We start from the raw sequence: 23,503 nt of genomic DNA, 5'->3' as shown, positions 1-23,503 counted from the left end.
AAAGCCCCCTTCGGGCGTCGGTGAGAATTCAGACGAGCGGGCGCCCGTCGACGACGTCGATGACCCAGTCCATGCGCTCGTGCAGGGCCGGATCGTGGCTGACCGCGACGAGGGTGCGGCCGCTCTCGCTGGCAAGGCTGGCGAGATCGTCGACCATCCGATCGGCCGAGGCGCGGTCGAGGCTCGCCGTCGGCTCGTCGGCGAGGATGATGGCCGGATCGTTGGCAAGCGCTCTGGCGACCGCGACGCGCTGGCGCTCGCCGCCGGAAAAGCTGTCGACCCGCCGGCCACCGAGGCTTTCGAGGCCCAGCCGGGCGAGGCCGGCCCGCGCCGACGCGACGATCGATCGGCGCGTCGAAGCTTTGGCATAGCGGGCGGCGATTGCCGCATTGCCGAGGGAGGAAAGTTCTTCGAACAGCAGGAAATCCTGGAAGACCAGGCCGACGTTTTCGCGGCGAAAGCGGGCCCGCTCGGCGGCGCGCATGTCGGATATCCGGTGTTCACCCCAGGACACGTCGCCACTCGCCGGCTTCAGCAGGCCGGCAATGGCGAAGAGCAGCGTCGACTTGCCGGCGCCGGAAGGCCCCCGGATGCCGATCTTCGAGCCGGCGGGAACGTCGAGCCGCGCGACCGTCAGGAGATCGCGGCCCTCGCGCGATCGGACGACAAGATCGCGGACCTGCAGGTCGAGGGACACGCCGCGCGCCTCAGCTGCGCTCATAGACGGCATTGGCGAGGCGCACGCGGCTGACGAAGCCGAGTTCGGGATCCTCGTAGGTGCCGAGTTCGAGCTTGCCGCTGGTGACGATCTTGACGTTGAACGGCACCGTGTCGATGATCCGGCTGGTGTAGACGGCGAGGATATCGTCCGGCCATTGCGCCTCGCTCTCGCAGAACGGGCAGACGGCCATCGGCCGCTTGGTGAGGACGAAGAAATTCGATTCCGCCTTCAGGGGCGGCGCCATGAAGCCTTCGACGGCGATGCGCTGGCCCGCCATGGACTTGGCATAGTCCGAGAAGGTGAGATCCTTGTTGTAGAGATCGCGCATGCGCACCGGGCCGTCCTCGGCCCTGGCAAGATGCGGGACCAGAAGCGCGGCCGCAGAGGCCGCAAGAAACCGACGTCGCTGCATCGCTCGTCTCCTCTGTCGCTATCGTCGACGCGGTCACGACAACCGGGAATTTCGCGTCGAAGATCAAAAACGGGAAAGACCCGGCACGGCGGCCGGGTCCCTCCGATGGTGTTTCGCAGCGCCTTAGTTGGCGGTGCCGGCCGCAGCCGGGGTGGCTTCCATGGCACCGCCCGTGGAGGCCGCGGCGTCGTCGGCCTGCACGGCGTGGTTCATCACGTGGAAGATGTAGTTCTGCTCGACGGTGCCGTCGAACAGGTGCGACCAGGGGCCCTTGGCGTAGATCGCGACGTCGGTGCCGGCGTGGGTTTCTGAAGTCATCGGGATCAGCGCCTGCTGCAGATATTCCTTGTCCTGCGCCTCTTCGTTGCTGACGTCGTCGCGCGAACCGGAGAAGGTCTTGTCTTCCTGTTCCTTCAGCACCGACCCGGCGCCGTTCAGAAAGCCGATGACCGTGTAGGGCTTGCCGTCGGCCGCAAGATTCGGCTCGTCGGCGTGCTTGTAGTTGCCGCCGGCGGTGTTGGTGTTGACGTCGTAGCACAGGCCGAGGATCGGCGAGCCGCGGCCGCAATAGCCGTTGAGGGCGATGGCGTGCTCGTGGTCGGCGGTGACGATGATGAGGGTGTCCTCGTCATTGGTCAGCTCGTCGGCCATGGCGACGGCCTTGGCGAAGGCGACGCCGTCGGTGACGGTGCGGTAGGCGTTACCGTCATGGTTGGCGTGATCGACGCGGCCGGCCTCGATCTCGAGATAGTAGCCGTTCTCGTTCCTGGAGAGATACTCGATGGCCGCCTTGGTCATGTCGGCGAGCGAGGGCTCGTCGGCGTCGGTGCGGTCGGCCTCGTACTTCATGTGGCTGCCCTCGAAGAGAGCGAGCACCGGCTTGTCGGCCGCAAGGTCGAGCCCGCTGAAGGTCTCGGTGTTCCAGGCATACTGGGCGCCGGCCTCGGTCGCCTCGTCGATGAGGTTCTTGCCGTCGGCGCGCTTGCCCTTGGTGCCTTCCTGCTCGTCCAAGGTCGTGTCCGCGCCGACGAACATGCCGCGGCCGCCACCCATGGCGAGATCGATGACGCCGGCCTTCATCTGGTCGATGAGCTGCGATGCGATGTCCTTCTGCGCAGTGCAGCCCTCCGGAACTGAATCCTCCCAGTCGCGGGCGGCGGTCTTGGCGTAGACGGCGGCCGGCGTCGCATGGGTGATGCGGGCGGTGGAGATGATGCCGACCGACTTGTCGCTCTCGCTGACGATCTCGGCGAAGGTCTTGAGCGTGTTGCCCTCGACCGAGGCGCAGTCTTCGAAGACGCCGTTCTCGTTGAGGTTGATCGTGTTGAACAGCTGCTTGACGCCGGTGTTCATCGCGCCGGCGGTCGGCGCGGAATCGGGCGTCTGGGCGTTGATGTTGTAGGTCTTGGCGAGGGCGAGATGCGGGAACGCCTCGTATGGCAGGACGTAGTCGTCGCCCATGCCGCCTTCCTGCTGGCCCATGAAAAGGCGCGTCGCATAGTTGGTGGTGACGCCGTTGCCGTCGGCGACCAGGAGAATGACGTTCTTGGCGCGCTTGGTGTTGGGCTGGCGCGCCATCACTTCCTTGATCTTCGCCTGAGCGTCCGTGAACCACTGGCTGTTCGCCTGCGGCAGGGAATCCTGCGCGACGGCAGCGGTGGAAACGAGCGCGGCGACGCTCGCGAGCAGCAGTTTCTTCATCGTTGGGCCTCTCCTGTCGAGGGGCAAACGCGCCCCGTCACGCCGCTGCTCTAGCGACCCGACGTGACAGAATTTTAATGAGCCGACGCCCCCCGCCGGCGGCTTCGTGACGCTGCCTCCGCTTTGTAACCGTATATCATAACATAACGGTGACGATGCCGCCGGTTGACGAACGCCCCATGATGAGCCCGAAGAGGATGGAGCGCATCCGAACGAAGCTCGCCGGCGCGCCTCGCCGAGCGCCCCGAAGTTCTCTCAGCCGCCGCCCGGAGGTGCGACGCGCCGCGCCTTGCGGCGCTCGAGGCCGAGCTGGTGCTCGCGCCAGATGATGAAGATTCCGGCCGAAACGACGATCAGCGAGCCGACGATCGTCGTCCAGGCCACAGGATCGCCGAACAGGAAGACGCCGATGGCGATGGCGAGGATCAGCGAGGTGTATTCGAAGGGGGCGATCGTCGAGGTATCGGCGTAGCGGTAGCTCGCGGTCAGGAGCAGCTGGCCGATACCGCCGAAGAGCCCTGCCGTCACAAGGATCAGCGCATCCTCGGTCGAGGGCAGGACCCAGCCGAAGGGCAGCGAGAGAAGCGCGATCAGCGACGAGGTCAGCGAGAAATAGACGACGATCGTCGCCGTCTTCTCCTTTCGCACCAACCGCCGGATCTGGATCATCGCGACGGCGGCCAGACTTGCCGAACCGAGCGCGGCGAGAGCACCCAGCGCCTCCGAGCCGCCGAGGCCGCCAGTCGAGAACAGGCTGAGATTCGGCGCGGTGACGACCGAGACCCCGACAAGGCCGATCACCACCGCCGTCCAGCGATAGGCCCGGACGATTTCCTTCAGAAAGATCGCCGCAAAGACGACGGTCAGGAGCGGCGCAGCGTAGTTGATCGAGATCCATTCCGCATAGGGCAGGCGCGGCAGGGAAAAGAACGACAGCGTCATCGAGATGGCGCCCACCAGACCGCGCAGCATGTGGCCGGGCAGATCGTCGGTCTTCAGCGACTGCTTCAGATCCCCGAGCCAGGCGAGATAGAGGATGACCGGGATCAGCGCGAAGAAGGAGCGGAAGAACACCACCTCGCCGGCGGGAATATCCTCCCCAACCGTCTTGATCAGGGTCTGCATGGCGACGAAGACGACCACCGACATGCATTTCAGGCCGATCCCGAGGCTCGGGTTCGGATCGGCCGGTGGCGAGGTCGCCATGATGTCATCCCTGTCCGCGGCCGTTCGGCTCCGCGAACCTATCTCGTTTGATGGAAAAGACGCCCGGCCGAGGCGTGACGGGTGAAGTGAGGGCCGGGCGAAATCAAAGTTGAGACGATTTCCTTACGATATTCCTCACATGCCGCCGATTTTCCGCGGCCTCGCCCCGCGGCGAGGCCGAAGCAGCACAGCGTCAAGCCGCGGTCGCCGCCTTTGCCGCCTTCAGCGCGCTCCACACCCGCGAGGGCGTCGCCGGCATGTCGATGTGGTCGACGCCCGCCGGTTTGAGCGCATCGGCGACGGCGTTCATCACCGCCGGCGCCGCGCCGATCGTCCCGGCCTCGCCGGCGCCCTTGATGCCGAGGGCATTGGTCGTCGAGGGCACGTTGCGGGTCTTGAAGTCGAACATCGGCAGGTCCCAGGCCCGCGGCATGGCGTAGTCCATGAAGCTCGCCGAAACGAGCTGGCCATCCGGCGAATAGACCGTGTCCTCCATCAGCGCCTGGCCGAGCCCTTGCGCGACGCCGCCATGGATCTGGCCGGCGAGCAGCATCGGGTTCACCGTCACGCCGAAGTCGTCGACGATCGTATAGGCGACGATCTCGACGGCGCCGGTCTCGGAATCAATCTCGACCTCGCAGATGTGGGTGCCGTTCGGATAGGTGCATTCGTCCTGCTTGAACTCACCCATCGCCTTGAGGTCGTCCGGGCTCTTGGCGGCGGCTGCGAGCGCGGCGAAGTCGATGGCTCGGTCCGTGCCGGCGACGCGGGCGAAACCGCCCTCGATCTCGATGTCGGCGGCGGCCGCCTCGAGTTCGTCGGAAGCGAGCTTCTTGATCTTCTCGGCCAGCGCCTGGCTCGCCCGGCGCACCGAGACGGCGCCGAGCGGGATCGACCGCGAGCCGCCGGTGCCGCCGCCGGTCGGCGTCTCGTCGGTGTCGCCCTGGCGCACGTCGATCCGGTCGTAGTCGAGCTTCAGCGCTTCGGCGACGAACTGGGCATAGGCCGTGGCATGGCCCTGGCCGTTGGTCTGGGTGCCGATCTTCACGCTCACCCGGCCGTCGCTCTGCAGCTCGGCATAGGCCGGCTCGGAGCCCGGGAAGGCACAGGCCTCGACATAGGTCGCCATGCCGATGCCGCGCAGCTTGCCCTCGCCGGCGGCCGCCGCGCGCCGCGTCTCGAAGTCGTCCCAGCCGGCCCGACGCATGCCTTCGGCCATGTGGCCGGCGAAATCGCCGGTGTCGTAAAGCCGGCCGAAGGCGGTCTTGTAGGGAAGCTGTTCCGGCTTGATGAAGTTCTTCCGGCGGATCTCGTCGCGCCCGATCCCGAGTTCGGCGGCGCATTTGTCGACCAGCCGCTCGATCAGATAGGCCGCCTCCGGCCGGCCGGCACCGCGATAGGCGTCCACCGGCACGGTGTTGGTGAAATAGAGGTCGCAGGCCACGTCGATCGCCGGGATGTCGTAGAGACCGGTGGCCATCGACATGCCGAACCACGGGATCATCGGGCCGTATTGCGAGGAATAGGCGCCGAGATTGGCCGCGATGTTGATCTTCAGGCCGGTAAAGCGGCCATCTGCGTCGATCGCCATCTCGCCGGAGACGACGTTGTCGCGGCCATGGGTGTCGGTGACGAAATGCTCGCCGCGATCGGCGGTCCACTTCACCGGCCGGCCGAGCTTCTTGCCGGCGAAGAGCACCAGCGCGTATTCGCGGTAGAGGAAGGCCTTGGTGCCGAAGCCGCCGCCGACGTCGCGGGTGAGGACGCGGATCTTCGCGGGATCGACCTTGAAGACGACGTTGGCCAGCGTGTCGCGCAGGCCGTGGACGCCCTGGCTGCCGGAAGTGAGGAGATAGCGGTCCTCGGCCTCGACATATTCGCCGACCGCCGAACGGACCTCCATGTAGTTGCAGACCAGCCGATTCTGGACGAGGTCGATGCGCACCGTGCGGGCGGCGGCATCGAAGGCCGCCCTGGTTGCCGCCGCGTCGCCGACATGCATCCGGCCGGCGACGTTGCTGCCGGCTTCCGGCCAGACCAAGGGGGCGCCCTCGCCCATCACCGCCTCGAGATCGGCGACGGCGTCGAGCGGCTCGTATTCGACCGTCACCAATTCGGCGGCGTCCTTCGCCTGCATGGCTGTGTCGGCGACGACGAAGGCGACGGCGTCGCCGACATGCCGCACGGTGTCCTTGCAGAGCACCGGGGCATTGCGCGCCGCAAATGCGTTGCCGTCGGCCATGGCCGGCTTGCCGAGGCAGGGAATGTCGCCGAGCTCGGCGACGTCGGCATGGGTCAGCACCAGACGGACGCCCGGCGCCGCCTTTGCGGCTTCCAGATCGGCGATGGTGAAGCGGGCGCTGGCATGCGGGGAGCGCACCACGGCCGCATGCAGCATGTCCGGTCGGCTCTCGTCGTCGGTGTACTGGCCGGCGCCGCGCAGCAGGCGGTCGTCCTCGAGGCGCAGCACGGAAGCGCCGAGGCCAAATTTCGGTGTCATGACGGTCATGGCGGATTCCCCCGGGAGACGAACGATCTTTTCGATCCGCACCGGCGATCGCCGCAGTGCAGTTCGGCGCCGGGGCGATGCATTCCCGGAATGACTTCGCTCGACGGCCAGAGGCGACAATTATTGCACGAGGCAACTCCCGTCGAGGGCGGCAACGCGCCAAGGCCGAAGAACCTCGCCACGCATCTTCGCTTCCCGGCGGCAACCGAAGGCGTCGGCGACGACTTGCGCTTCGCAGCGGCGAGGCTCATTGCGGATGGGAAAACCGTGCCAGCGGGACGAAAGGACAGGACTGATGCAGCGCACCGAAGACGGCCAGATCGTGAAGCTAACCGACTACCGGCCGACCGACTTCGTCCTTCGCGGCGTCGACATGACGCTGCGACTGTTCGAAGGCCATGCGGACGTCGTGACGATCCTGGCGTTCGAACGCCGCGAGGGCGCGGCGGCCGACGCGCCGCTTTGTCTCGACGGCGACGAATTGATTCTGGAGAGCATCGCGGTCGACGGCGAGATACTCCCCCCTTCGCGCTACGAAGCGACGCCCGACGCGCTGGTCGTGTCGGAGCTTCCCGAAAGCGGCGGGTTCGAAGTCCGGCTGGAGACCCGCATCGCCCCGGAGGAAAACACCAAGCTGATGGGGCTCTTTCGCTCCAACGGCATCTGGTGCACCCAGTGCGAGGCCGAGGGCTTCCGCCGCATCACCTATTTCCCCGACCGGCCGGACGTGCTGGCGCCCTACAAGGTGCGGATCGAGGCTGAGAAGGCGGTCGCGCCGGTGCTCCTGTCTAACGGCAATCCCGTCGAAGCAGGCGAACTTGCCGACGGCCGGCACTATGCCGTCTGGGACGACCCGTTCAAGAAGCCATCCTACCTTTTCGCCGTCGTCGCCGGCGATCTCGACGCGCTGCACGACAGCTTCGTGACGATGAGCGGGAGGACCGTGGCCCTTGGGGTCTACACGGAAAAAGGCCGCGCCCCCCAGGCGTCCTACGCCATGGACGCGCTGAAGCGCTCGATGGTCTGGGACGAGCGGCGCTTCGGCCGGGAATACGACCTCGACGTCTTCAACGTCGTCGCCATCGCCGACTTCAACATGGGGGCGATGGAGAACAAGGGCCTCAACGTCTTCAATCACAAATACGTCCTGCTCGACCAGGACATCGCCACCGACACGGACTATGCCGGCGTCGAGACGGTGATCGCCCACGAATATTTCCACAACTGGACGGGCAACCGGATCACCTGCCGCGACTGGTTCCAGCTCTGTCTGAAGGAAGGGCTGACGGTCTATCGCGACCAGGAGTTCTCCGCCGACGAGCGCGAGCCGACGGTGCAGCGGATCGCCTCCGTGCGGCGGCTGAAGGCGCATCAGTTCCCCGAGGACCAGGGGCCGCTGCAGCATCCGGTGCGGCCGGGAGAGTATCGCGAGATCAACAACTTCTACACGGCGACGGTCTATGACAAGGGCGCCGAAGTCGTGCGGATGATCGCGACGCTGCTGGGCGAAGCGGACTTCCGCAAGGGGATGGACCTTTATTTCGAGCGCCACGACGGCGATGCGGCGACGATCGAGGATTTCCTCGCCTGTTTCGAGGAAGCCGGCGGACTTGATCTCTCGCAATTCGCGCTGTGGTACGCCCAGGCCGGCACGCCGACCCTCACCGTGTCGGAAAGCTGGGACCCGAAGGAAAGGCGGCACACCGTGACGCTTCGCCAGAGCCTGACGCAGGGCGCGGCCGGAACCGGTACGGAGCCGATGGTTTTGCCGGTGCGCTTCGGGCTCGTCGGCGGCAATGGCGAGGACAGGCGGGCCGAGGGCGACGTTTCCGGCGAGGCCCGCCTGAAGGACGACGTGATCGTCCTCACCGGCGAGGAGGCGACGATCACCTTCACGGGCCTCTCCGATCGACCCTATCTCTCGGTGCTGAGGGATTTCTCCGCCCCGGTGATGCTCGAACACCAGCAGAGCGAGGCCGAACGGCTCGCCCTCGGCCGGCTCGACCCCAACCTCTTCAATCGCTGGCGGGCCCTCGACGATCTGATCGCCGAGGCGTTGACCTCGGCGGCAAGGCGCCCCCTCGGCGACGAGGAGCCGGCACTGAAGAGCGCGATCGTCGACGCTCTCCTCGCCTCGGCGGACGACGACGAGCTCGCGCCGGCCTTCCGGGCGCAGGCGCTCACACTGCCGGGCGAGAGCGACGTCGCCCGGCAATTGCGCGAGAACGTCGATCCCGACAGGGTGCATGAGGTGGTCGACGCCGCCCGGGTCGCGATCGGCGCAAAAGGCCTCGCCCTGTTCGAGCGCCTCAGCACTGGCCGACCCTCCGCCGAACCCTTCTCGCCGGATGCCGAGAGCGCCGGGCGCCGGGCCCTGGCCAACACCGCCCTCGCCTACCGCTGCGCCGCGACCGGCGATCCCGCAGCCGCCGTCGCCCAATACCGCGCGGCGAGCAACATGACCGACCGGCTCGGCGCCCTGGCGATCCTCGCCCACCGCTTTGCCGGCGAGGCGGCCTGCGAAAGCGCGCTCGACGACTTCTATCGGCGCTACGAGAACGACGATCTCGTTCTCGACAAATGGTTCGCCCTGCAGGCCACCGCACCGACATACGAGGCCGTCGAAACGGTCGAGCGCCTGGCCAACCATCCCCGCTTCACCATGCGCAATCCGAACCGGGTTCGAACCGTCTTCGGCAGCTTCGCGGCCGGCAACCAGGTGGCCTTCCACCGCCCCGACGGGGCCGGCTATCGGTGGGTCGCCGAGAAGCTCGCCGCCCTCGACAGGATCAATCCGCAGATCGCCGCCCGCATCGCCACGACGTTCCGCGCATGGCGCAGTTTCGAACCGGGCAGGCGCGCCAAGCTTGAGGAAACCTTGCGTCAACTCTCTGAAATAAAAGGACTTTCCAAAGATCTTCAGGATATTGTGGATCGTTCTCGGAAATAACGCCTGGCTTATTGAAAATTTTACCCATCCGAGTCCGCCAGCTATGGACAAGGCGATTCGTGTCTGATCAATTCAACACGATTCGGTAATGCGGATACCGAATTGTTGATGCGGCAACGAGGGGTCTTTGATGCGAGCGGACGCGTCCAGCGCACCGAACGGGGAAGGTGTGCTCGAATGCCTGGGGTTACTGGGCCGATATCGAAAGGCTACGGGATCGCCGTGGCAGTTCGAGGACGGCCCGGACGAGGACGCGTCTAGCACCGGCGACCTCTTCTTGTCCCGACGGGTCATCCCCGCCCTCGTCCTGCTGTTTCTGGTGACGCTCGCCGCCTCGCGATTGACGCTGACGCTCGGCGACCGCTCATCCTACGTCGAAGATGCCCATAAGGACCTGGCGACCGTCACGGCGCTGCTGACCACCAGCCTGAAGCTGATGGAATCCAGCGGGGTGGATTTCGACCGCGAGCCGTTCGCGGAGCAGTTGGTCGCCAGCGACATCCTTCCCGCCGGCGCCTTGCTCTTCGTCACGGACCGGGACGGCCTCGTCGTCGCGTCACACCCCGTTCAGGCGGATCTGATCGGCAAGAGCATCTATGGCTTCGTCTCCGACCCGCGCGAACTTCTCGGCGTCGATGCGGCCGACAAGATCGTCGATGTCAGCTTCAGGGGCGGCAACGCGATCGCCGCCACCGCCGATCTGCCGGTCGACGGCGGCAAGATCAGCCTGTTCTGGCCAGAGGCGGACTATCTGGCGGACTGGCGCCAGAAGACGGCGATCGGCGTTTCGCTTTTCGTCTTGACCGGCGCCATCCTGCTTCTCGTGCTGAAGGCTTATTTCCGCCAGTCGCGCCGGGCGGAGGATTACAGCGGCCTTTTTAATGAGGCCCATCAACGCGTCGACATCGCCCTGTCGCGTGGCATGTGCGGATTGTGGGACTGGGACATCGGCCGGGGCCAGATGTACTGGTCGCGCTCGATGTACGAGATCCTCGGCATGAAGCCGACGGACGGCGTCATGGCCTTTGCCGACGTCGCCCCGCTGCTGCATCCCGACGACGGCGGCCTGTTCCACGTCGCGCGGCGTGTCGCGGCCGGCAAGATCGAGCATCTCGATCAGGTCTTCAGGATGCGGCGAGCCGACGGCGAATACATCTGGATCCGCGGCCGGGCGAACGTGACGCAAGGGGCGGACGGCGAGGTTCACCTGATCGGCATCGCCGCCGACGTCAGCGAGCAGAAGGAACTCGTGCGTCGCACCGACGAGGCCAATCACCGGCTGATGAACACGATCGAGAACATCTCCGAGACCTTCCTGTTGTGCGATCACGAACAGAAGGTCGTGGTGTGCAATTCGATCTACCGCAAGACCTTCGGCCTCGACGAGGCGGACGTCGCCGCCGGTACACCGGTCGACAAGGTTCTGCGCAAGGCCCGGCGGCCGATCCGCCAGATCACCCTCGACGGCGACGAGCTGATGGCGGGAGAGAGCGCCGTCGAGGCGCAGATGCCGGACGGGCGCTGGCTGCTCATCTCGACCCGGCTGACGGCCGATGGCGGCACCGTCTGGGTCGGCACCGACATCACCCAGATCAAGCATCACAAGACGCTGACGAAGGACTCCAAGCAGAAGCTGCTCGCGACCATCGCCAAGCTGGAGGCGGCCACCACCGACGCCGAGCGCAAGGCCGACCAGCTGAGCGAACTCAATCTGCGCTACATCGTCGAAAAGGAACGGGCGGAAAGCGCCTCGCGGGCCAAGACGGCGTTCCTCGCCAACATGTCTCACGAGCTGAGGACCCCGCTCAACGCCATTCTCGGCTTTTCCGACATCATGCGCCAGCGCACCTTCGGCGCGATCGGCGACAAGTATGGCGAATATGTCGACGACATCCACACGAGCGGCACCCATCTTCTGACGATGATCGACGACGTCCTGAAGATGGCGACGATCGAATCCGGCCGGCTCGAACTGTTCAGCGAGGAGGTCGAGTTCAGCGACCTCGTCCTCGAGAGCGCAGCGATGATCGAACCGCTCGCCAAGAAGAAGAACATTGCGCTTTCCATCGAGGTGCCGGAGGCACTGACGATGGTCTCCGATCCGCGTGCGACTTCGCAGGTCGTGCTGAGCCTTCTGTCGAACGCCGTGAAATTCACCCCCGATGGCGGCACGGTGCGGCTGCGGCTGCGGCAGATCGGACGGGCCGCCATGCTGACCATCGCCGACGACGGACCCGGCATTCCGCAACCGGCCCTGGCCAAGCTCGGCCTGCCCTTCTCCCAGATCGGCAACGAGCTGGTGCGCTCGAAATGCCACGGCACCGGTCTCGGGATCGCCATCGCCAAAGCCCTGGTAAACCTGCATGGCGGACGTTTCCGCATCGGTTCGCGCGTCGGCGACGGCACCATCGTCAGCCTCAGGCTGCCGGTGATGACCGAGCCGGCGGCCCGCGCCGGCACGACTTCGCTCGCCGCGCCCGCAACGAACGCCGCGATGGCGTCGCGCCGGGCCGGGAAAGCTCCGGCCGCCCGCGCCGCAGCTTGAGACCGATCAGGCGGGTGGCGCGCCGAGGACGTTCGTAAAGGCGGCGCGAACGCGCTCGGTTTCGGCCGCAAGCCAAGCCTCCACTTTTTCAGGATCATCGAGATCGACCGCCCGGGCGATCGCCCGGGAAAGACCGACCGGCACCGCCGCGATGGTGCGCACGTCCGCCGGCCCGAGACGCAGGAGCTGGACGATCCGGGTGAAGCGGTTCATCGCCCTCGCCAGCGCCTTGCCGTCAGCGGCCGGGCCGAAGTCCGCGGCCGCGAGCACGGCCTCACTGGGCGCGCCGCAAAGGCCAAGATCGGCGTTCTGCGTCAGAAGAGCCCATTGTGCCAGGAACTCCAGATCGATCAGCCCACCCGGCAGGAGCTTGAGATCGAGCGGACCACGCGGCGGCTTGCCGGCCTCGATGCGCTGGCGCATCGCCGCAACGTCCTTCGTCGTCTGCTCGACCTCCCGCGGTTCTGCCAGAATGACCCGTATCGTCTCGGCGACCTCGCCTGCAAAGTCCGGATCGCCGGCGACGATGCGGGCCCGCGTCAACGCCATCCGCTCCCAGGTCCAGGCTTCGCCTTCCTGATAGCGCCGGAAGGCGCCGAGCTCGGTGGCGAGCGGCCCCTTGTTGCCGGAAGGACGTAGGCGGAAATCGACGTCGTAGAGGATGCCCTCGCGCATCGGCGCCGTCATCGCCGCGATCAGGCGTTGGGTCAGCCGGGCGAAATAGGCGCTCGGGGCGAGCGGCCTTTTGCCGTCCGAACTCTCGGCCCCTTCGTCGTGATCGTAGAAGAGGATGAGGTCGACGTCGGAACTCGCCGTCAGCTCCCGGCTGCCGAGTCGGCCCATGCCGAGAAGCGCGGTCCGCGCGCCGGGGATCCGTCCGTGGGTCAGGGCGAACTCTGCCTCGACCGCCGGAAGCGTCGCTTCGAGAACGACGTCAGCGATGTTCGAGAATGCCGGCCCGGCCTCGTCCGCCTCGACGATGCCGCTCAGCATGCGAGCGCCGACGAGAAATCTCTGCTCGGATGCGAAGATCCGCAAACGGCCGAGCACGTCCTCGTAGTCGCGGGCAATGCCGAGAAAGGCGGAAAGCCGCTCGCGCAAAAGGTCGCGGGTCGGGACCTCGCCGAGAAAGGCGGGGTCGAGCAGGGCGTCGAAGACATGGGGCCTTGCGGCGATGGTCTCGCGCAGGGCCGGCGCCGAGGTGATGACGGCGGCCAGCAGCTCGAGGATCTTCGGGTTCGAGGCGATCAGGGAGAAGAACTGGATGCCCGACGGCAGGCCCGCCAGGAACCGGTCGAAGGCCATCAGGGCGTTGTCCGGATCCGGCGCCTTGGCGAAGGCGGCGATCAGCGTCGGCAGGACTTCGGTGAGCCGCGCGCGGGCCGTGGAGGTCAGCGTCGCCTTGTAGCGGCCGAGCGACCAGCCGTGGACCACCCGGGCGATGTCCTCCGGCCGGCCGTAACCGAGGACCTTGAGCGCGGCGATCGCCTCGCCATCATCGTCCGAGCGCGAAAGCCGACGCAGGCCCTCGTCGTCCGGCCGGGCGGAGGGCGCCCCCCGCGTCTCGGTGAACAGCCGGCCAAAGCGGCGATCGACCCGCTTCAGGCAAGGCAGCAGAGCTTCCCCGAGCGCCTCCTCACCCTCGAAGCCGGCCAGCCGGGCAACGGCGCGCAGCTTGGTCGCGTCCTCCGGCAGAGTGTGGCTCTGCTCGTCCGCCAGCATCTGGATGGCGTGCTCGACGCGGCGCAGCAGCCAGTAGTCTTCGGTGAGTTCGCTCGCGGTCGCCGCGTCGATCCAGCCGCCGCTCGCCAGCTCGGCCAGCGCCTCGTCGGTGCGCCGCCGCCTGAGCTTCGGCGCCCTGCCCCCGGCGATCAGCTGCTGGGCCTGGGCGAAGAACTCGACTTCGCGAATGCCGCCGCGGCCGAGCTTGACGTTGTGGCCCTTCAGGCCGACCGTATCGAAGCCGCGGTGGCGGTCGATCCGCTGCTTCATGTCCTCGATGGCGGCGACGGCGGCAAAATCGAGATATTTGCGCCAGACGAAAGGGGTGATTTCCTTCAGGAAGCGCTCGCCAGCGTCGACGTCGCCGGCGATCGGCCGCGCCTTGATCATCGCCGCGCGCTCCCAGTCGCGCCCCGACCCCTCGTAATAAGTGAGCGCCATCGCGGTGGAGACCGCGACCGGGGTTGCACCGGGATCGGGCCGAAGCCGCAAGTCGACCCGCGCGACATAGCCCTCGCCCGTTCGCTCGGCGAGGATGCGCGTCAGCCGCCGCACCATCCGCGACAGCGTTTCCGGCGCGTCGAGCGGATCCTCGGTGAGCCCCTGCCTCTCGTCGTAGAGAACGATGACGTCGATGTCCGAGGAATAGTTCAGTTCATGGGCGCCGAGCTTGCCCATGCCAAGAACGAAGACGCCGCAACCCTTCTCCGGATCCTCGGCATGGGGCAAGACGATCTTCCCCCTCGCATGGAGGTCGCGCAGACAGAACCGGAGGGCCGCCCCGACCGCGGTGGCCGCGAAGTCGGAAAGCGCGCGGGTGGTCGCGTCGGGCGTCGCCGCGCCGAAAACGTCGGCGAGGCCGAGAAACAGCGCGACGCGCCGCCGCGCCCGGCGAAGCGCCGCCATCAGCGTCTGCTCGGTCTCGTCGGGGCCCGGCAGGCCGGCCACCGTTTCGATCGTCTCGCGCGTCAGATCGGCGGAGGAGCCCTTCGTCAGCTCCTCCAGCCACTCGGGGTCCTTGAAGACGATGGCGTTGAGATGAGGAGAGAGATCGATCACGGCGACGAGCCGCTCCGCATCCAGATGATCGCCCGACAGCAGCCGGTCGAGATTTTCCAGGCCGCGCTCGGCTGCGAGTTTTTGGAGATCGGCGCGCCAGCGCTGGGCCGTGTCCCCGTCGAGCGGACTTGGCCGGTTCGCCCCGCCGATCAGAAATCCACCGTCGCCGTTCGCAATCTCACCCATCACCACGCTCGCCCGCTTGCCGTTCATCCTTCGGAACTTCCAGACAAACGGTAAGGCCGGGATCGGCATCCGCAAGGAGGAGCCGGCCGCCATGGATGCGCGCAATCGCCCGGACCAGCGACAGGCCGAGCCCGGAGCCCGGCATCGAGCGGCTCTTGTCCAGCCGGTAGAACCGCTCGAGAACCCGCTCGCGCAGGTCGGCGGGAATGCCCGGCCCGTCGTCGCTGACGCAAAGCCGCCAGTTCGCTTCGTCCTCGGTCAGGGTGACGGAAATGCGCGTCTGCCGGTCCGGGGCGGCGGCGTATTTCAGGGCATTGTCGAGGAGGTTCGACAATGCCTGCGCGATCAGTTCGCGGCTGGCATAGGCCTTCAGCGCCGGCGGCACCGCCAGCACCAGATCGGCCGAGGCGTCCTCGGCGAGCGGCTCGTAGAGGTCGACGACGTCGGCGACGATCGCCGCGAGATCGATTTCCGACTTCATCACCTGGTCGGAGCCCGCTTCGACCCGCGAGATCATCAGCAATGCGTCGAAGGTCCGGATCATCTGGTCGCATTCGGCGATCATCTGGTCGAGCACCTCGCGCGCTTCGCGCGCGTCGGGCGGCGCCGACAGCGCTGCTTCCGCGCGGGTGCGAAGCCGGGTCAAGGGCGTCCTCAGATCATGGGCGATGTTGTCGGAGACCTCCTGCAGCCCGACCTGCAACAGCGAGATCCGGGCGAGAAGGGTGTTGAGATTCTCCGACAGGCGGTCGAACTCGTCGCCCGCCCCGGTGACCGGCAGCCGCTCGGACAGATCGCCGGAGAGGATGCGGGTGCTCGCCGCAGTGACACCGTCGAGCCGCTTCAGCGCGCTGCGCCCGACGAAGAACCAGGCGATCAGCGCGGCAACGCCCATCAGGGCGAGAGCAAGGATCAGTGCGCTCTGAACGACGCCACGAAAGCGCAACTGCTCGCTCTGATCGCGACCGACGAGGACGCGCATGCCATTGCGCAGCGCCACGACTTCGGCGATCGCCAGATGGAAGCGACCACCGGTCTCGTCGGAATAGCGCTCGTAGGAAAAGGCGTCCGGCGTCTGGCCGCGATCGTCGAGGACGCCGGCCTGCAGGCTGGCGACGTTGCCGGCGAGAATGCGCCCCGAAGGGTCGGTGACGAGATAGAGCGAGGCGCCCGGCTGGCGCGAACGCCGATCGATCGTTCGCACCAGGCCGATGATGCCGCTCTGCTGGTAAACCTGCTCGAGGTCCGAGAGCTCGTCCGTGATCGCCTGCCGGCTCTGCTCCTCGACGATGGTCGAAGCCGTCGCCGTGACATAGACCACGAGCACGACCGCGCAGATGGCGAAGAGCAGGAAGTAGACCGCCGAAAGCCGGACGGCGGTCATGCGCATCAATGAGCGGAAACGTCCCATGCGGCCGAACTATGGGCTGGAGAGCGGAAGGCGAGGATCGGCGAGCCGCCAGACGGAAACGTCGCGAGGCGGTCAGCCCTCGGCGCGCATGATGTAGCCGGCGCCGCGCACGGTGTGGAGGATCGCCGAATCGAAGTCGCGCTCGATCTTCGAGCGCAGCCGCGAGATGTGGACGTCGATGACGTTGGTCTGCGGGTCGAAGTGATAGTCCCAGACGTTTTCCAGGAGCATCGTCCGGGTGACCACCTGGCCCGCGTGCTTCATCAGATATTCGAGCAGCCGGAACTCCCGCGGCTGCAGGACGATGGGCTTGCCGGCCCGGCGGACCTCGTGGGACAGACGATCGAGCTCGAGATCACCGACGCGGTAGGACGTCTCGACGTCCTTCGATCCGCGCCGCCGGCCGAGCACCTCGACGCGCGCCAGAAGCTCGGAGATCGCGAAGGGTTTCGACAGATAGTCGTCGCCGCCGGCGCGCAGCCCCTTCACCCGGTCGTCGACCTGGCCGAGGGCCGAAAGGATCAGAACAGGCGTGCGATGGCCGGTCTCGCGCAGCTTCGCGATGATGGAGAGCCCGTCGAGCTTCGGCAGCATCCGATCGACGATGAGAACGTCGTAGCCCCGCGTCTCGGCGACGTGCAACCCCTCTTCGCCGTCGGCGGCGTGATCGGCGACATGGCCGGCCTCCTTCAGCGCCTTGACGAGATAGGATGCCGCCTCGCGGTCGTCTTCGATGATGAGGATTCGCATGGACTCCGTCGGCGCGGTGGCGGATGCGGCTTCTGTCATGGTTCGAGCCTCTAAGATCGACGTGCCGGAGTCGGAAATCAATGCGTCGGCCGCCACGGTCCGTAATTCGACCTTGCTGCGGCCTTGCAGCCGCAGGATGAAGATGTCGCGATCGGGCCGACGGGCGGCAACGGAAAGTGATGAGCGAGCGCCGTCATCCGGCGCTCGCCTGCCAGGATGGGCGGGGAGCGAACGTCTCCCCGCCCATCTGTCGGCCGGTCAGCTCTTGGAGAGCGGCAGTGCGACGAAGCGGTTCTGGTCGCCCTGGCGAAGCTGGAACAGCGCCGCCTTGCGGCCGGACCTGGCGGCATCAGAGAGCGCCTGGCTGACGTCGCCGCGGCTCTGCACCGACTTGCCGTTGACCGAGACGATCACGTCGCCCGGCTGCATGCCCTTTTCGGCGGCGGTCGAATCCGGGTCGATGTCGGTGACGACGACGCCCTGGCCGTCCTCGGACGGGGTCAGCGTCAGGCCGTAGCCGGACAGCGACGACGGGTTGGTCGGCACGCGCCGGTCCTGGCCGCCATTGGCCGAGGCCGCCTCGTCGAGAGCCGAGAGGTTGCCCAGCGTGACGTCGATGGTCTCCGCCTTGTTGTTGCGCCAGACCGTGATGTCGACCTTCGTACCCGGCCGTTCGTTGCCGATCATCCGGGCAAGTTCGCGCGGGCTTTTGATCGTCTCGCCGTTCACCGCGGTGATGACGTCGCCGGTCTGGATGCCGGACTTCGACGCCGGCGTCTCGTTGTCCGGCAGGGTGACGATGGCGCCATTCGCGTCGGCAAGACCGACTGCCTCGGCGATGTCGTCCGTTACCGGAGCGATCTGCACGCCGAGCCAGCCGCGCTCGACCGAGCCATGCTCCTTCAGCGACTGGATGACGTCCCTGGCGACCGAGGCCGGAATGGCGAAGGCGATGCCGACATTGCCGCCCGACGGCGAGAAGATCGCGGTGTTGATGCCGACGACTTCGCCGTTCAGGTTGAAGTCCGGACCGCCGGAGTTGCCGCGATTGACCGCCGCGTCGATCTGCAGGAAGTCGTCATAGGGGCCGGCGCCGATGTCGCGGCCGTTGGCCGAGACGATGCCGGCGGTGACGGTGCCGCCGAGGCCGAACGGATTGCCGACGGCCACCACCCAGTCGCCGACGCGAACCTTGCTGTCGTCGCCCCAGCCGACATAGGTGAACTTCTGGTCCGCATCGACCTTCAGGAGAGCGAGGTCGGTGCGCTGATCGGAGCCGATCAGCTTGGCCTTGTGCTCGGTGCCGTCGTCCATCACCACGGTGTAGTTCGAGCCGCCGTCGACCACGTGGTTGTTGGTGACGAGATAGCCATCCTCGGAGATGAAGAAACCCGAGCCTTGCGCGACGCCATGACGCGGCATCTGGCGGCCGCGCGGCGTGCCGGGGAAGCCGGGGGCGCCCGGAATGTCGAAGAACCGGCGCAGCGGATGATCCTCCGGCAGATTGCCGAATGGGCTCTGCATCTGGTCGTCGCCGTCGTCGGCGGCCGGCTTCATGGTCTCGTCGACACGGACGGAGACGACGGCCGGCGAAACCTTTTCGACGAGGTCGGCAAAGGAGGGAAGTTGCTGCGGCGCGTCGACGCGCACCGGCTCGGCGAAAACCGGAAGCGTGTTGACGGCCATGCCGCCAGCCAGAGCCGCACCGGCGACGCCGGCCGCCAGCGTGCCGGCGAAGAGGCGGCTGCGCATGGTGCGGGGTTGGTTATCCTGCTGCATCTTGGTTCCTTTCAAGCGTCTTCAAGAAGATCTGCTACGGGACGGGCGACACCGCTCGGCGTCCCGTCCGATGAACAGAAACCTAAGGACAGCCATCTTACGGGAGATTTTCCCCGGGATGAAAAGTCGGTAACGTTTCGGAGTATTGTCGGCGGAAAAGCAGCGAAGGCCCGGGCGAACTCAAATCTGCGTTCAAAACAATGTCATGGAACGGCGAAACCGATCTTACCGGCGATCGGCGGTGATCTTGGCGATGGCGGCTTCTTCCGCGGCCGAAAGGTCTTGTGGTGCCTGGCGCTTGCGCCGACCCGAGACGGTGACGAAGGCGAGAACGCCGCCGAACAGAAGCACCACCATCGGCGTTGCCCACAAGGCCAGATTGGCCCAGTCGAAGCGCGGCCTCAACAGCACGAACTCGCCATAGCGCGAGACCAGATAGTCGATCACTTCTTCGTCTGTGTCGCCGGCCTTCAGGCGCTCGCGGACCAGGAGCCGGAGATCCTTGGCGAGATCGGCGTTGGAATCGTCGATCGATTCGTTCTGGCAGACCAGGCAACGCAACCCGGCCGAAAGTTTGCGGGCCCGCGTCTCGAGGCCCGGGTCGGACAGCATCTCGTCCGGATTGACCGCGAAGGCGGGCGTGACGAACACGCTCGCCGGCGCCGAGGCGACAATGAGCAGGAGAGCGGCCAGGAGAATGGCGAGAGTGCGCACCAGCATGCCGTCAGGCCTCCGCCAGTGCCGCCTTGCGGTGGCCCCGCATGGGAGCCCCCACTCGCAGCCGCCGGTCGGCGAGCGAAAAGACGCCGCCCACCGCCATGAAGACGGTGCCGATCCAGATCAGCGTCACCAGCGGCTTCCACCAGATGCGGACCACGATCGACTGCTTGTCGGCCGACGGATCGCCGAGCGAGACGTAGAGCTGCGAGAAGCCGTGGGTCCAGATCCCGGATTCGGTGGTGGTCATCTGGCGGACCGGAAAGAACCGCTTCGCGCTGTCCATTTCTGTCATCACGACGCCGCCCCTGCGCACCGAGAAGTGCGCTGCCTGGGCCTCGAAGTTCGGGCCGGGGCGCTGTGCGATGCGATCGAAGGTCAGCGTGTAGCCGGCGATCTCGGCGCTGTTGCCGGGCGCCATCGTGGTGATGACTTCTTCCTGAAAGCTCGAAACCGAGACGATACCGAGCAGCGTGACGCCGAGGCCGAAATGCGCGAGCGTCGTGCCGAAGGCCGAGCGCGGCAGGCCGAGGAGACGCGCGAGACCTGTGCGCCAGCCCTTCTTCAGGAATGCAGCCCTGGAAAACAGGTCGGTCAGGCTGCCGGCAAGCAGCCAGAAGGCCAGCCCGAAACCGAAAGCGGTCAGGATCCTGGTCCCGCCGGTATAGGCGAGAATGCCGATGAGGGCAGCGAGTGCGCAGCAGGCGGCGAAGTAGAGGCGCTGGGCGGCGCCGAGAAGATCGCCGCGCTTCCAGCCGAGCAGCGGCCCGAAGGGAACCGCGAAGAGCAGCGGCACCATGATCGGACCGAAGGTCAGATCGAAGAACGGCGCACCGACGGAGATCTTCTCGCCGGTGAGCACCTCGAGGAGCAGCGGATAGAGGGTTCCGACGAGCACCGTCGCGGCGGCGGTGGTCAGGAACAGATTGTTGAAGACCAGCGCACCCTCTCGGCTGATCGGCGCGAACAGCCCGCCCCCCTCCAGCGCCGAGGCGCGGATGGCGAAGAGGACGAGAGCGCCGCCGATGAAGAAGCACAGGATGGCGAGGATGAAGACGCCCCTCGTCGGATCGGTGGCAAAGGCGTGGACGGAGGTGAGGACGCCGGAGCGGACCAGGAAGGTGCCCAGCAGCGACAGCGAGAACGTCAGGATCGCCAGAAGGATCGTCCAGATCTTCAGGGCCGAACGCTTCTCCATCACGAGCGCCGAGTGAAGCAGCGCCGTGCCCGCCAGCCAGGGCATGAAGGAGGCGTTCTCGACCGGATCCCAGAACCACCAGCCGCCCCAGCCGAGTTCGTAATAGGCCCAGTAGGATCCCATGGAGATGCCGAGCGTCAGGAAGATCCAGGCGATCAGCGTCCACGGCCGGACCCAGCGCGCCCAGGCGGCGTCGATCCGCCCATCGATCAGCGCCGCGATGGCGAAGGAAAAGGCGATCGAGAAGCCGACATAGCCGAGATAGAGCATCGGCGGATGGATCGCGAGGCCGATGTCCTGGAGGATCGGATTGAGGTCCTGCCCCTCCATCGGCGCCGGGTCGAGACGTTGGAACGGATTGGACGTCAGGAGGATGAACAAGAGGAACGCGGTGAGGATCCAGGCCTGCACCGACAGGACGTTGGCCTTCAGCGTCGCCGGAAGGTCGCGGCCGAACAGGGCGACCAACGCACCGAAGAAGGCCAGGATCAGCACCCACAGGAGCATCGAGCCCTCGTGGTTTCCCCAGGTCGAGGTGAACTTGTAGAGCAGCGGCTGCTTCGAGTTGGAGTTCTCGAAGACGTTGAGCACCGAGAAGTCCGACGTGACGTAGGACGTCATCAACGCAGAAAAGGCGATGGCGATCAGGACGAAGCAACCGGTGGCGGCGATCGTGCCGGTCTCCATCAGCCGCTGATCGCCCCGCATCGCGCCGAACATCGGCAGCACCGACTGGACGAGCGCCACCGACAAGGACAGGACGAGGGCGAAATGGCCGATCTCGACGATCATGAGCCAGCTCCCGAAACCGGCGACGCGGAAACCGTCTCCTCCGGCTTGTTGACGAGGCCCTTGCCGTCTTCCCACAGGCCGCGGGCCTTCAGGTCGTCGACCACTTCCTTCGGCATGTAGGTCTCATCGTGCTTGGCCAGCACCGTATCGGCGAGGAAGACGCGATCCGGCCCGAGGGTCCCCTCGGCGATGACGCCCTGGCCTTCCCGGAAGAGGTCCGGCAGGATGCCCGTATAGGTCACGGGCACGCTGTCGACCGTATCGGTGACGGAAAAGGTGACGTGGGACGATCCGTCGCGCTTCACCGTGCCCTCTTCGACGAGGCCGCCGAGCCGGATGCGCTGGGTGGGCGCCGGAGCGTTCGTCACCAGATCGGTGGGCGATTGGAAATAGGCGACCGAGCTCGACAGCGCGGTCAGCACCAGCCCCGCCGCTCCGCCCACGACGACGAGCATCGCGCCGATGAGATAAAGTCGCTTGGCCTTGCGGGTCATCGGGACGTCGACTCCTCTTCCCCGGAAAGACCGATTTCCCCGGAAAGACCGATCTCTCCCGCAAAAGCGGCGATTTCGCGAGCTGCGGCGGAATCCTCCGGAAACGCCCGACGCGCATCTCCGAGCGCCGCCTTCGCCTCGCCGGTCTTGCCGAGCACCGTATAGGAGCGGATCAGCCGCTTCCAGCCCTCGACGTCATCGGGGCTCTGCTTGAGCCGCGCGGCGAGCGTCTCGACCATCCCCTCGATCATCGCCTGCCTGTCGCCCCCGGACATCTGAGACGCCGCTTCGACCGCAGCGGCATCCGGCCCAGCGAAGCCACCCTCGCCGTTCGCGACGCCGGGCGGCGAGCCCGGTTGCGAATCCGACGCCGCGACGCCGGCCTCCTGTGCTGGCGCCTCGTTCGCCGCGGCGGGCGCAGGTTTGCCGAGCCGTTGACGCGCATCGGCCAGGCCCGCCTCGGCGATCCGCAGCCAGGGAGCATTTGGCGGGCTCTGGGAGATCAGCTCGGTCCACCGGGTCTCGGCATCGGCGGGCCGCTGCTCCTGCGAGGCATCGAGAGCCAGGAAGAACTTCGCCGGCAGATAGGAGGAGTTGATCTGCAGCGCCCGCTCGAAGGCGGCTTTCGCGTCGTCCGTGACCTCCCCATTGGCGATCTCCGTCAGGGCCTCACCCAGCCCGCCGAAGCGGCTGGCCGACGGGCCGTTGAGCTCGATCGCCCTGCGATAGGCCTCCGCCGCGTCCGCCTGGCGGTTCATTCTGAGATAGATCGGCGCCAAGACGTCCCAGCCGCCGCCGTCCGCCGGGTTTTGCTTGAGACGCGCCTCGGCCTTTTCAACGAGCCCGGCGAGATCGAGATCCTGCTGCGGCTGTTCGCGCAGCGCCAGCGGCCGATCTGGCAGGGACGGAGCGCCGACCGTGTCGTAGAAGACGAAGGAGATGGCGGGTAGCATCACCGCGACCGAAACGGCCGCCGCGAGGATCGTCGGGCGCTTGAAGCTTCGAGCCGCACGGCCGGCCTTTCCCGCCGATCGCGCCCGCTCGGCTGCCCGCAACAGGCGCCGGCCGATCTCGGCGCGGGCCGTCGCCGCCTCGGCCTCGGCAATGGTGCCGCGTTCGAGGTCGCCGTCGAGTTCGCGCAACTGCGCGGCGTAGACCTCGACGTCGTGATCTGCGGTCGCGTGGGCGTCCTCGTCCTTGCCGCGCAGCAGCGGCCAGACGATGGCCAGAGTGACGACGGCCGTCATCGCGGCTGCAACGATCCAGAAAACCATGCCAGACACTTACGCGCGCCGCGCGGTGCAAACAATGGCAAACCGCGTAGCGCTCCCTCCCATGTTCCCCGTCGTCG

At 66.8% G+C, this 23,503-nt stretch carries 15 protein-coding genes; 2 read left to right on the top strand and 13 right to left on the bottom strand.

The annotated features are described in order from the left end of the window. Positions 1 to 28: 28 nt before the first annotated feature. From GTK09_RS01545 to GTK09_RS01525, 5 genes are all read right to left on the bottom strand, one after another. The gene (locus GTK09_RS01545) at positions 29 to 721 is read right to left on the bottom strand and encodes an ABC transporter ATP-binding protein (RefSeq protein ID WP_163460715.1); all 693 of its coding nucleotides are present in this window, start codon (positions 719 to 721) and stop codon (positions 29 to 31) included. Continuing rightward, positions 708 to 1,133 carry a hypothetical protein gene (locus GTK09_RS01540; RefSeq protein WP_163460714.1) on the bottom strand — a complete coding sequence of 142 codons (426 nt, stop codon included), beginning with the start codon at positions 1,131 to 1,133 and terminating at the stop codon, positions 708 to 710. The genes GTK09_RS01545 and GTK09_RS01540 overlap by 14 nt, the downstream gene beginning before the upstream one ends. 123 nt (positions 1,134 to 1,256) lie before the next feature. Beyond that, complete coding sequence (locus GTK09_RS01535; RefSeq protein ID WP_163460713.1) at positions 1,257 to 2,834, bottom strand: alkaline phosphatase; 1,578 nt, start codon at positions 2,832 to 2,834, stop codon at positions 1,257 to 1,259. Between the two features lie 255 nt (positions 2,835 to 3,089). Next, the gene (locus GTK09_RS01530; protein ID WP_376767937.1) at positions 3,090 to 4,082 is read right to left on the bottom strand and encodes a DMT family transporter; all 993 of its coding nucleotides are present in this window, start codon (positions 4,080 to 4,082) and stop codon (positions 3,090 to 3,092) included. Positions 4,083 to 4,233: 151 nt separating this feature from the next. Beyond that, a complete protein-coding gene (locus tag GTK09_RS01525; RefSeq protein WP_163460711.1) occupies positions 4,234 to 6,549 on the bottom strand; it encodes a xanthine dehydrogenase family protein molybdopterin-binding subunit in 2,316 nt (771 codons plus the stop codon). A 295-nt stretch (positions 6,550 to 6,844) separates the two neighbouring features. On the opposite strand from GTK09_RS01525, the gene pepN reads away from it, so the two are divergent. Both pepN and GTK09_RS01515 read left to right on the top strand, forming a co-directional pair. Beyond that, on the top strand, positions 6,845 to 9,499 hold the full coding sequence (pepN, locus tag GTK09_RS01520; protein ID WP_163460710.1) for an aminopeptidase N: 2,655 nt from the start codon (positions 6,845 to 6,847) through the stop codon (positions 9,497 to 9,499). A 277-nt stretch (positions 9,500 to 9,776) separates the two neighbouring features. Then, a complete protein-coding gene (locus tag GTK09_RS01515) occupies positions 9,777 to 12,044 on the top strand; it encodes a PAS domain-containing sensor histidine kinase (protein WP_246217630.1) in 2,268 nt (755 codons plus the stop codon). A gap of 6 nt (positions 12,045 to 12,050) precedes the next feature. Here the strand turns inward: GTK09_RS01515 and GTK09_RS01510 are convergent, their stop codons facing one another. From GTK09_RS01510 to ccmI, 8 genes are all read right to left on the bottom strand, one after another. Then, positions 12,051 to 15,011 carry a bifunctional [glutamine synthetase] adenylyltransferase/[glutamine synthetase]-adenylyl-L-tyrosine phosphorylase gene (locus tag GTK09_RS01510; RefSeq protein WP_163460708.1) on the bottom strand — a complete coding sequence of 987 codons (2,961 nt, stop codon included), beginning with the start codon at positions 15,009 to 15,011 and terminating at the stop codon, positions 12,051 to 12,053. Continuing rightward, on the bottom strand, positions 15,004 to 16,422 hold the full coding sequence (locus GTK09_RS01505) for a sensor histidine kinase (RefSeq protein ID WP_163460707.1): 1,419 nt from the start codon (positions 16,420 to 16,422) through the stop codon (positions 15,004 to 15,006). The genes GTK09_RS01510 and GTK09_RS01505 overlap by 8 nt, the downstream gene beginning before the upstream one ends. A 72-nt stretch (positions 16,423 to 16,494) precedes the next feature. Then, a complete protein-coding gene (locus tag GTK09_RS01500; RefSeq protein WP_203560835.1) occupies positions 16,495 to 17,172 on the bottom strand; it encodes a response regulator transcription factor in 678 nt (225 codons plus the stop codon). Positions 17,173 to 17,430: 258 nt separating this feature from the next. Further along, the gene (locus tag GTK09_RS01495) at positions 17,431 to 18,951 is read right to left on the bottom strand and encodes a Do family serine endopeptidase (RefSeq protein ID WP_163460705.1); all 1,521 of its coding nucleotides are present in this window, start codon (positions 18,949 to 18,951) and stop codon (positions 17,431 to 17,433) included. A 225-nt stretch (positions 18,952 to 19,176) separates the two neighbouring features. Next, positions 19,177 to 19,671, bottom strand: a complete 495-nt coding sequence (locus GTK09_RS01490) for a cytochrome c-type biogenesis protein (protein ID WP_163460704.1) — start codon at positions 19,669 to 19,671, stop codon at positions 19,177 to 19,179. A 4-nt stretch (positions 19,672 to 19,675) separates the two neighbouring features. Further along, a complete protein-coding gene (locus GTK09_RS01485) occupies positions 19,676 to 21,658 on the bottom strand; it encodes a heme lyase CcmF/NrfE family subunit (protein ID WP_163460703.1) in 1,983 nt (660 codons plus the stop codon). Beyond that, entirely contained in the window at positions 21,655 to 22,152 is a 498-nt protein-coding gene (ccmE, locus tag GTK09_RS01480; protein WP_163460702.1) for a cytochrome c maturation protein CcmE, read from the bottom strand. Before ccmE ends, GTK09_RS01485 begins: the two co-directional genes overlap by 4 nt. Then, positions 22,149 to 23,426: a c-type cytochrome biogenesis protein CcmI gene (gene ccmI / locus GTK09_RS01475; RefSeq protein ID WP_163460701.1), complete on the bottom strand. Its 1,278-nt coding sequence runs from the start codon at positions 23,424 to 23,426 to the stop codon at positions 22,149 to 22,151. The genes ccmE and ccmI overlap by 4 nt, the downstream gene beginning before the upstream one ends. Between the last annotated feature and the right edge of the window lie 77 nt (positions 23,427 to 23,503).

Origin of the sequence: Jiella pacifica (assembly GCF_010500815.1) — a bacterium.
GTDB lineage: Bacteria > Pseudomonadota > Alphaproteobacteria > Rhizobiales > Rhizobiaceae > Jiella > Jiella pacifica.
Note: the sequence above shows the minus strand (reverse complement) of the source record. Positions and strands in the feature narration are given on the sequence as shown.

Excerpts from the sequence above, each read along its gene's own strand:
- GTK09_RS01545 (WP_163460715.1), bottom strand. The coding sequence starts at position 721 with ATGAGCGCAGCTGAGGCGCGCGGCGTGTCCCTCGACCTGCAGGTCCGC.
- GTK09_RS01540 (WP_163460714.1), bottom strand. The coding sequence starts at position 1,133 with ATGCAGCGACGTCGGTTTCTTGCGGCCTCTGCGGCCGCGCTTCTGGTC.
- GTK09_RS01535 (WP_163460713.1), bottom strand. The coding sequence starts at position 2,834 with ATGAAGAAACTGCTGCTCGCGAGCGTCGCCGCGCTCGTTTCCACCGCT.
- GTK09_RS01525 (WP_163460711.1), bottom strand. The coding sequence starts at position 6,549 with ATGACCGTCATGACACCGAAATTTGGCCTCGGCGCTTCCGTGCTGCGC.
- pepN (WP_163460710.1), top strand. The coding sequence starts at position 6,845 with ATGCAGCGCACCGAAGACGGCCAGATCGTGAAGCTAACCGACTACCGG.
- GTK09_RS01510 (WP_163460708.1), bottom strand. The coding sequence starts at position 15,011 with ATGGGTGAGATTGCGAACGGCGACGGTGGATTTCTGATCGGCGGGGCG.
- GTK09_RS01505 (WP_163460707.1), bottom strand. The coding sequence starts at position 16,422 with ATGGGACGTTTCCGCTCATTGATGCGCATGACCGCCGTCCGGCTTTCG.
- GTK09_RS01500 (WP_203560835.1), bottom strand. The coding sequence starts at position 17,172 with ATGCGAATCCTCATCATCGAAGACGACCGCGAGGCGGCATCCTATCTC.
- GTK09_RS01495 (WP_163460705.1), bottom strand. The coding sequence starts at position 18,951 with ATGCAGCAGGATAACCAACCCCGCACCATGCGCAGCCGCCTCTTCGCC.
- GTK09_RS01490 (WP_163460704.1), bottom strand. The coding sequence starts at position 19,671 with ATGCTGGTGCGCACTCTCGCCATTCTCCTGGCCGCTCTCCTGCTCATT.
- GTK09_RS01485 (WP_163460703.1), bottom strand. The coding sequence starts at position 21,658 with ATGATCGTCGAGATCGGCCATTTCGCCCTCGTCCTGTCCTTGTCGGTG.
- ccmE (WP_163460702.1), bottom strand. The coding sequence starts at position 22,152 with ATGACCCGCAAGGCCAAGCGACTTTATCTCATCGGCGCGATGCTCGTC.
- ccmI (WP_163460701.1), bottom strand. The coding sequence starts at position 23,426 with ATGGTTTTCTGGATCGTTGCAGCCGCGATGACGGCCGTCGTCACTCTG.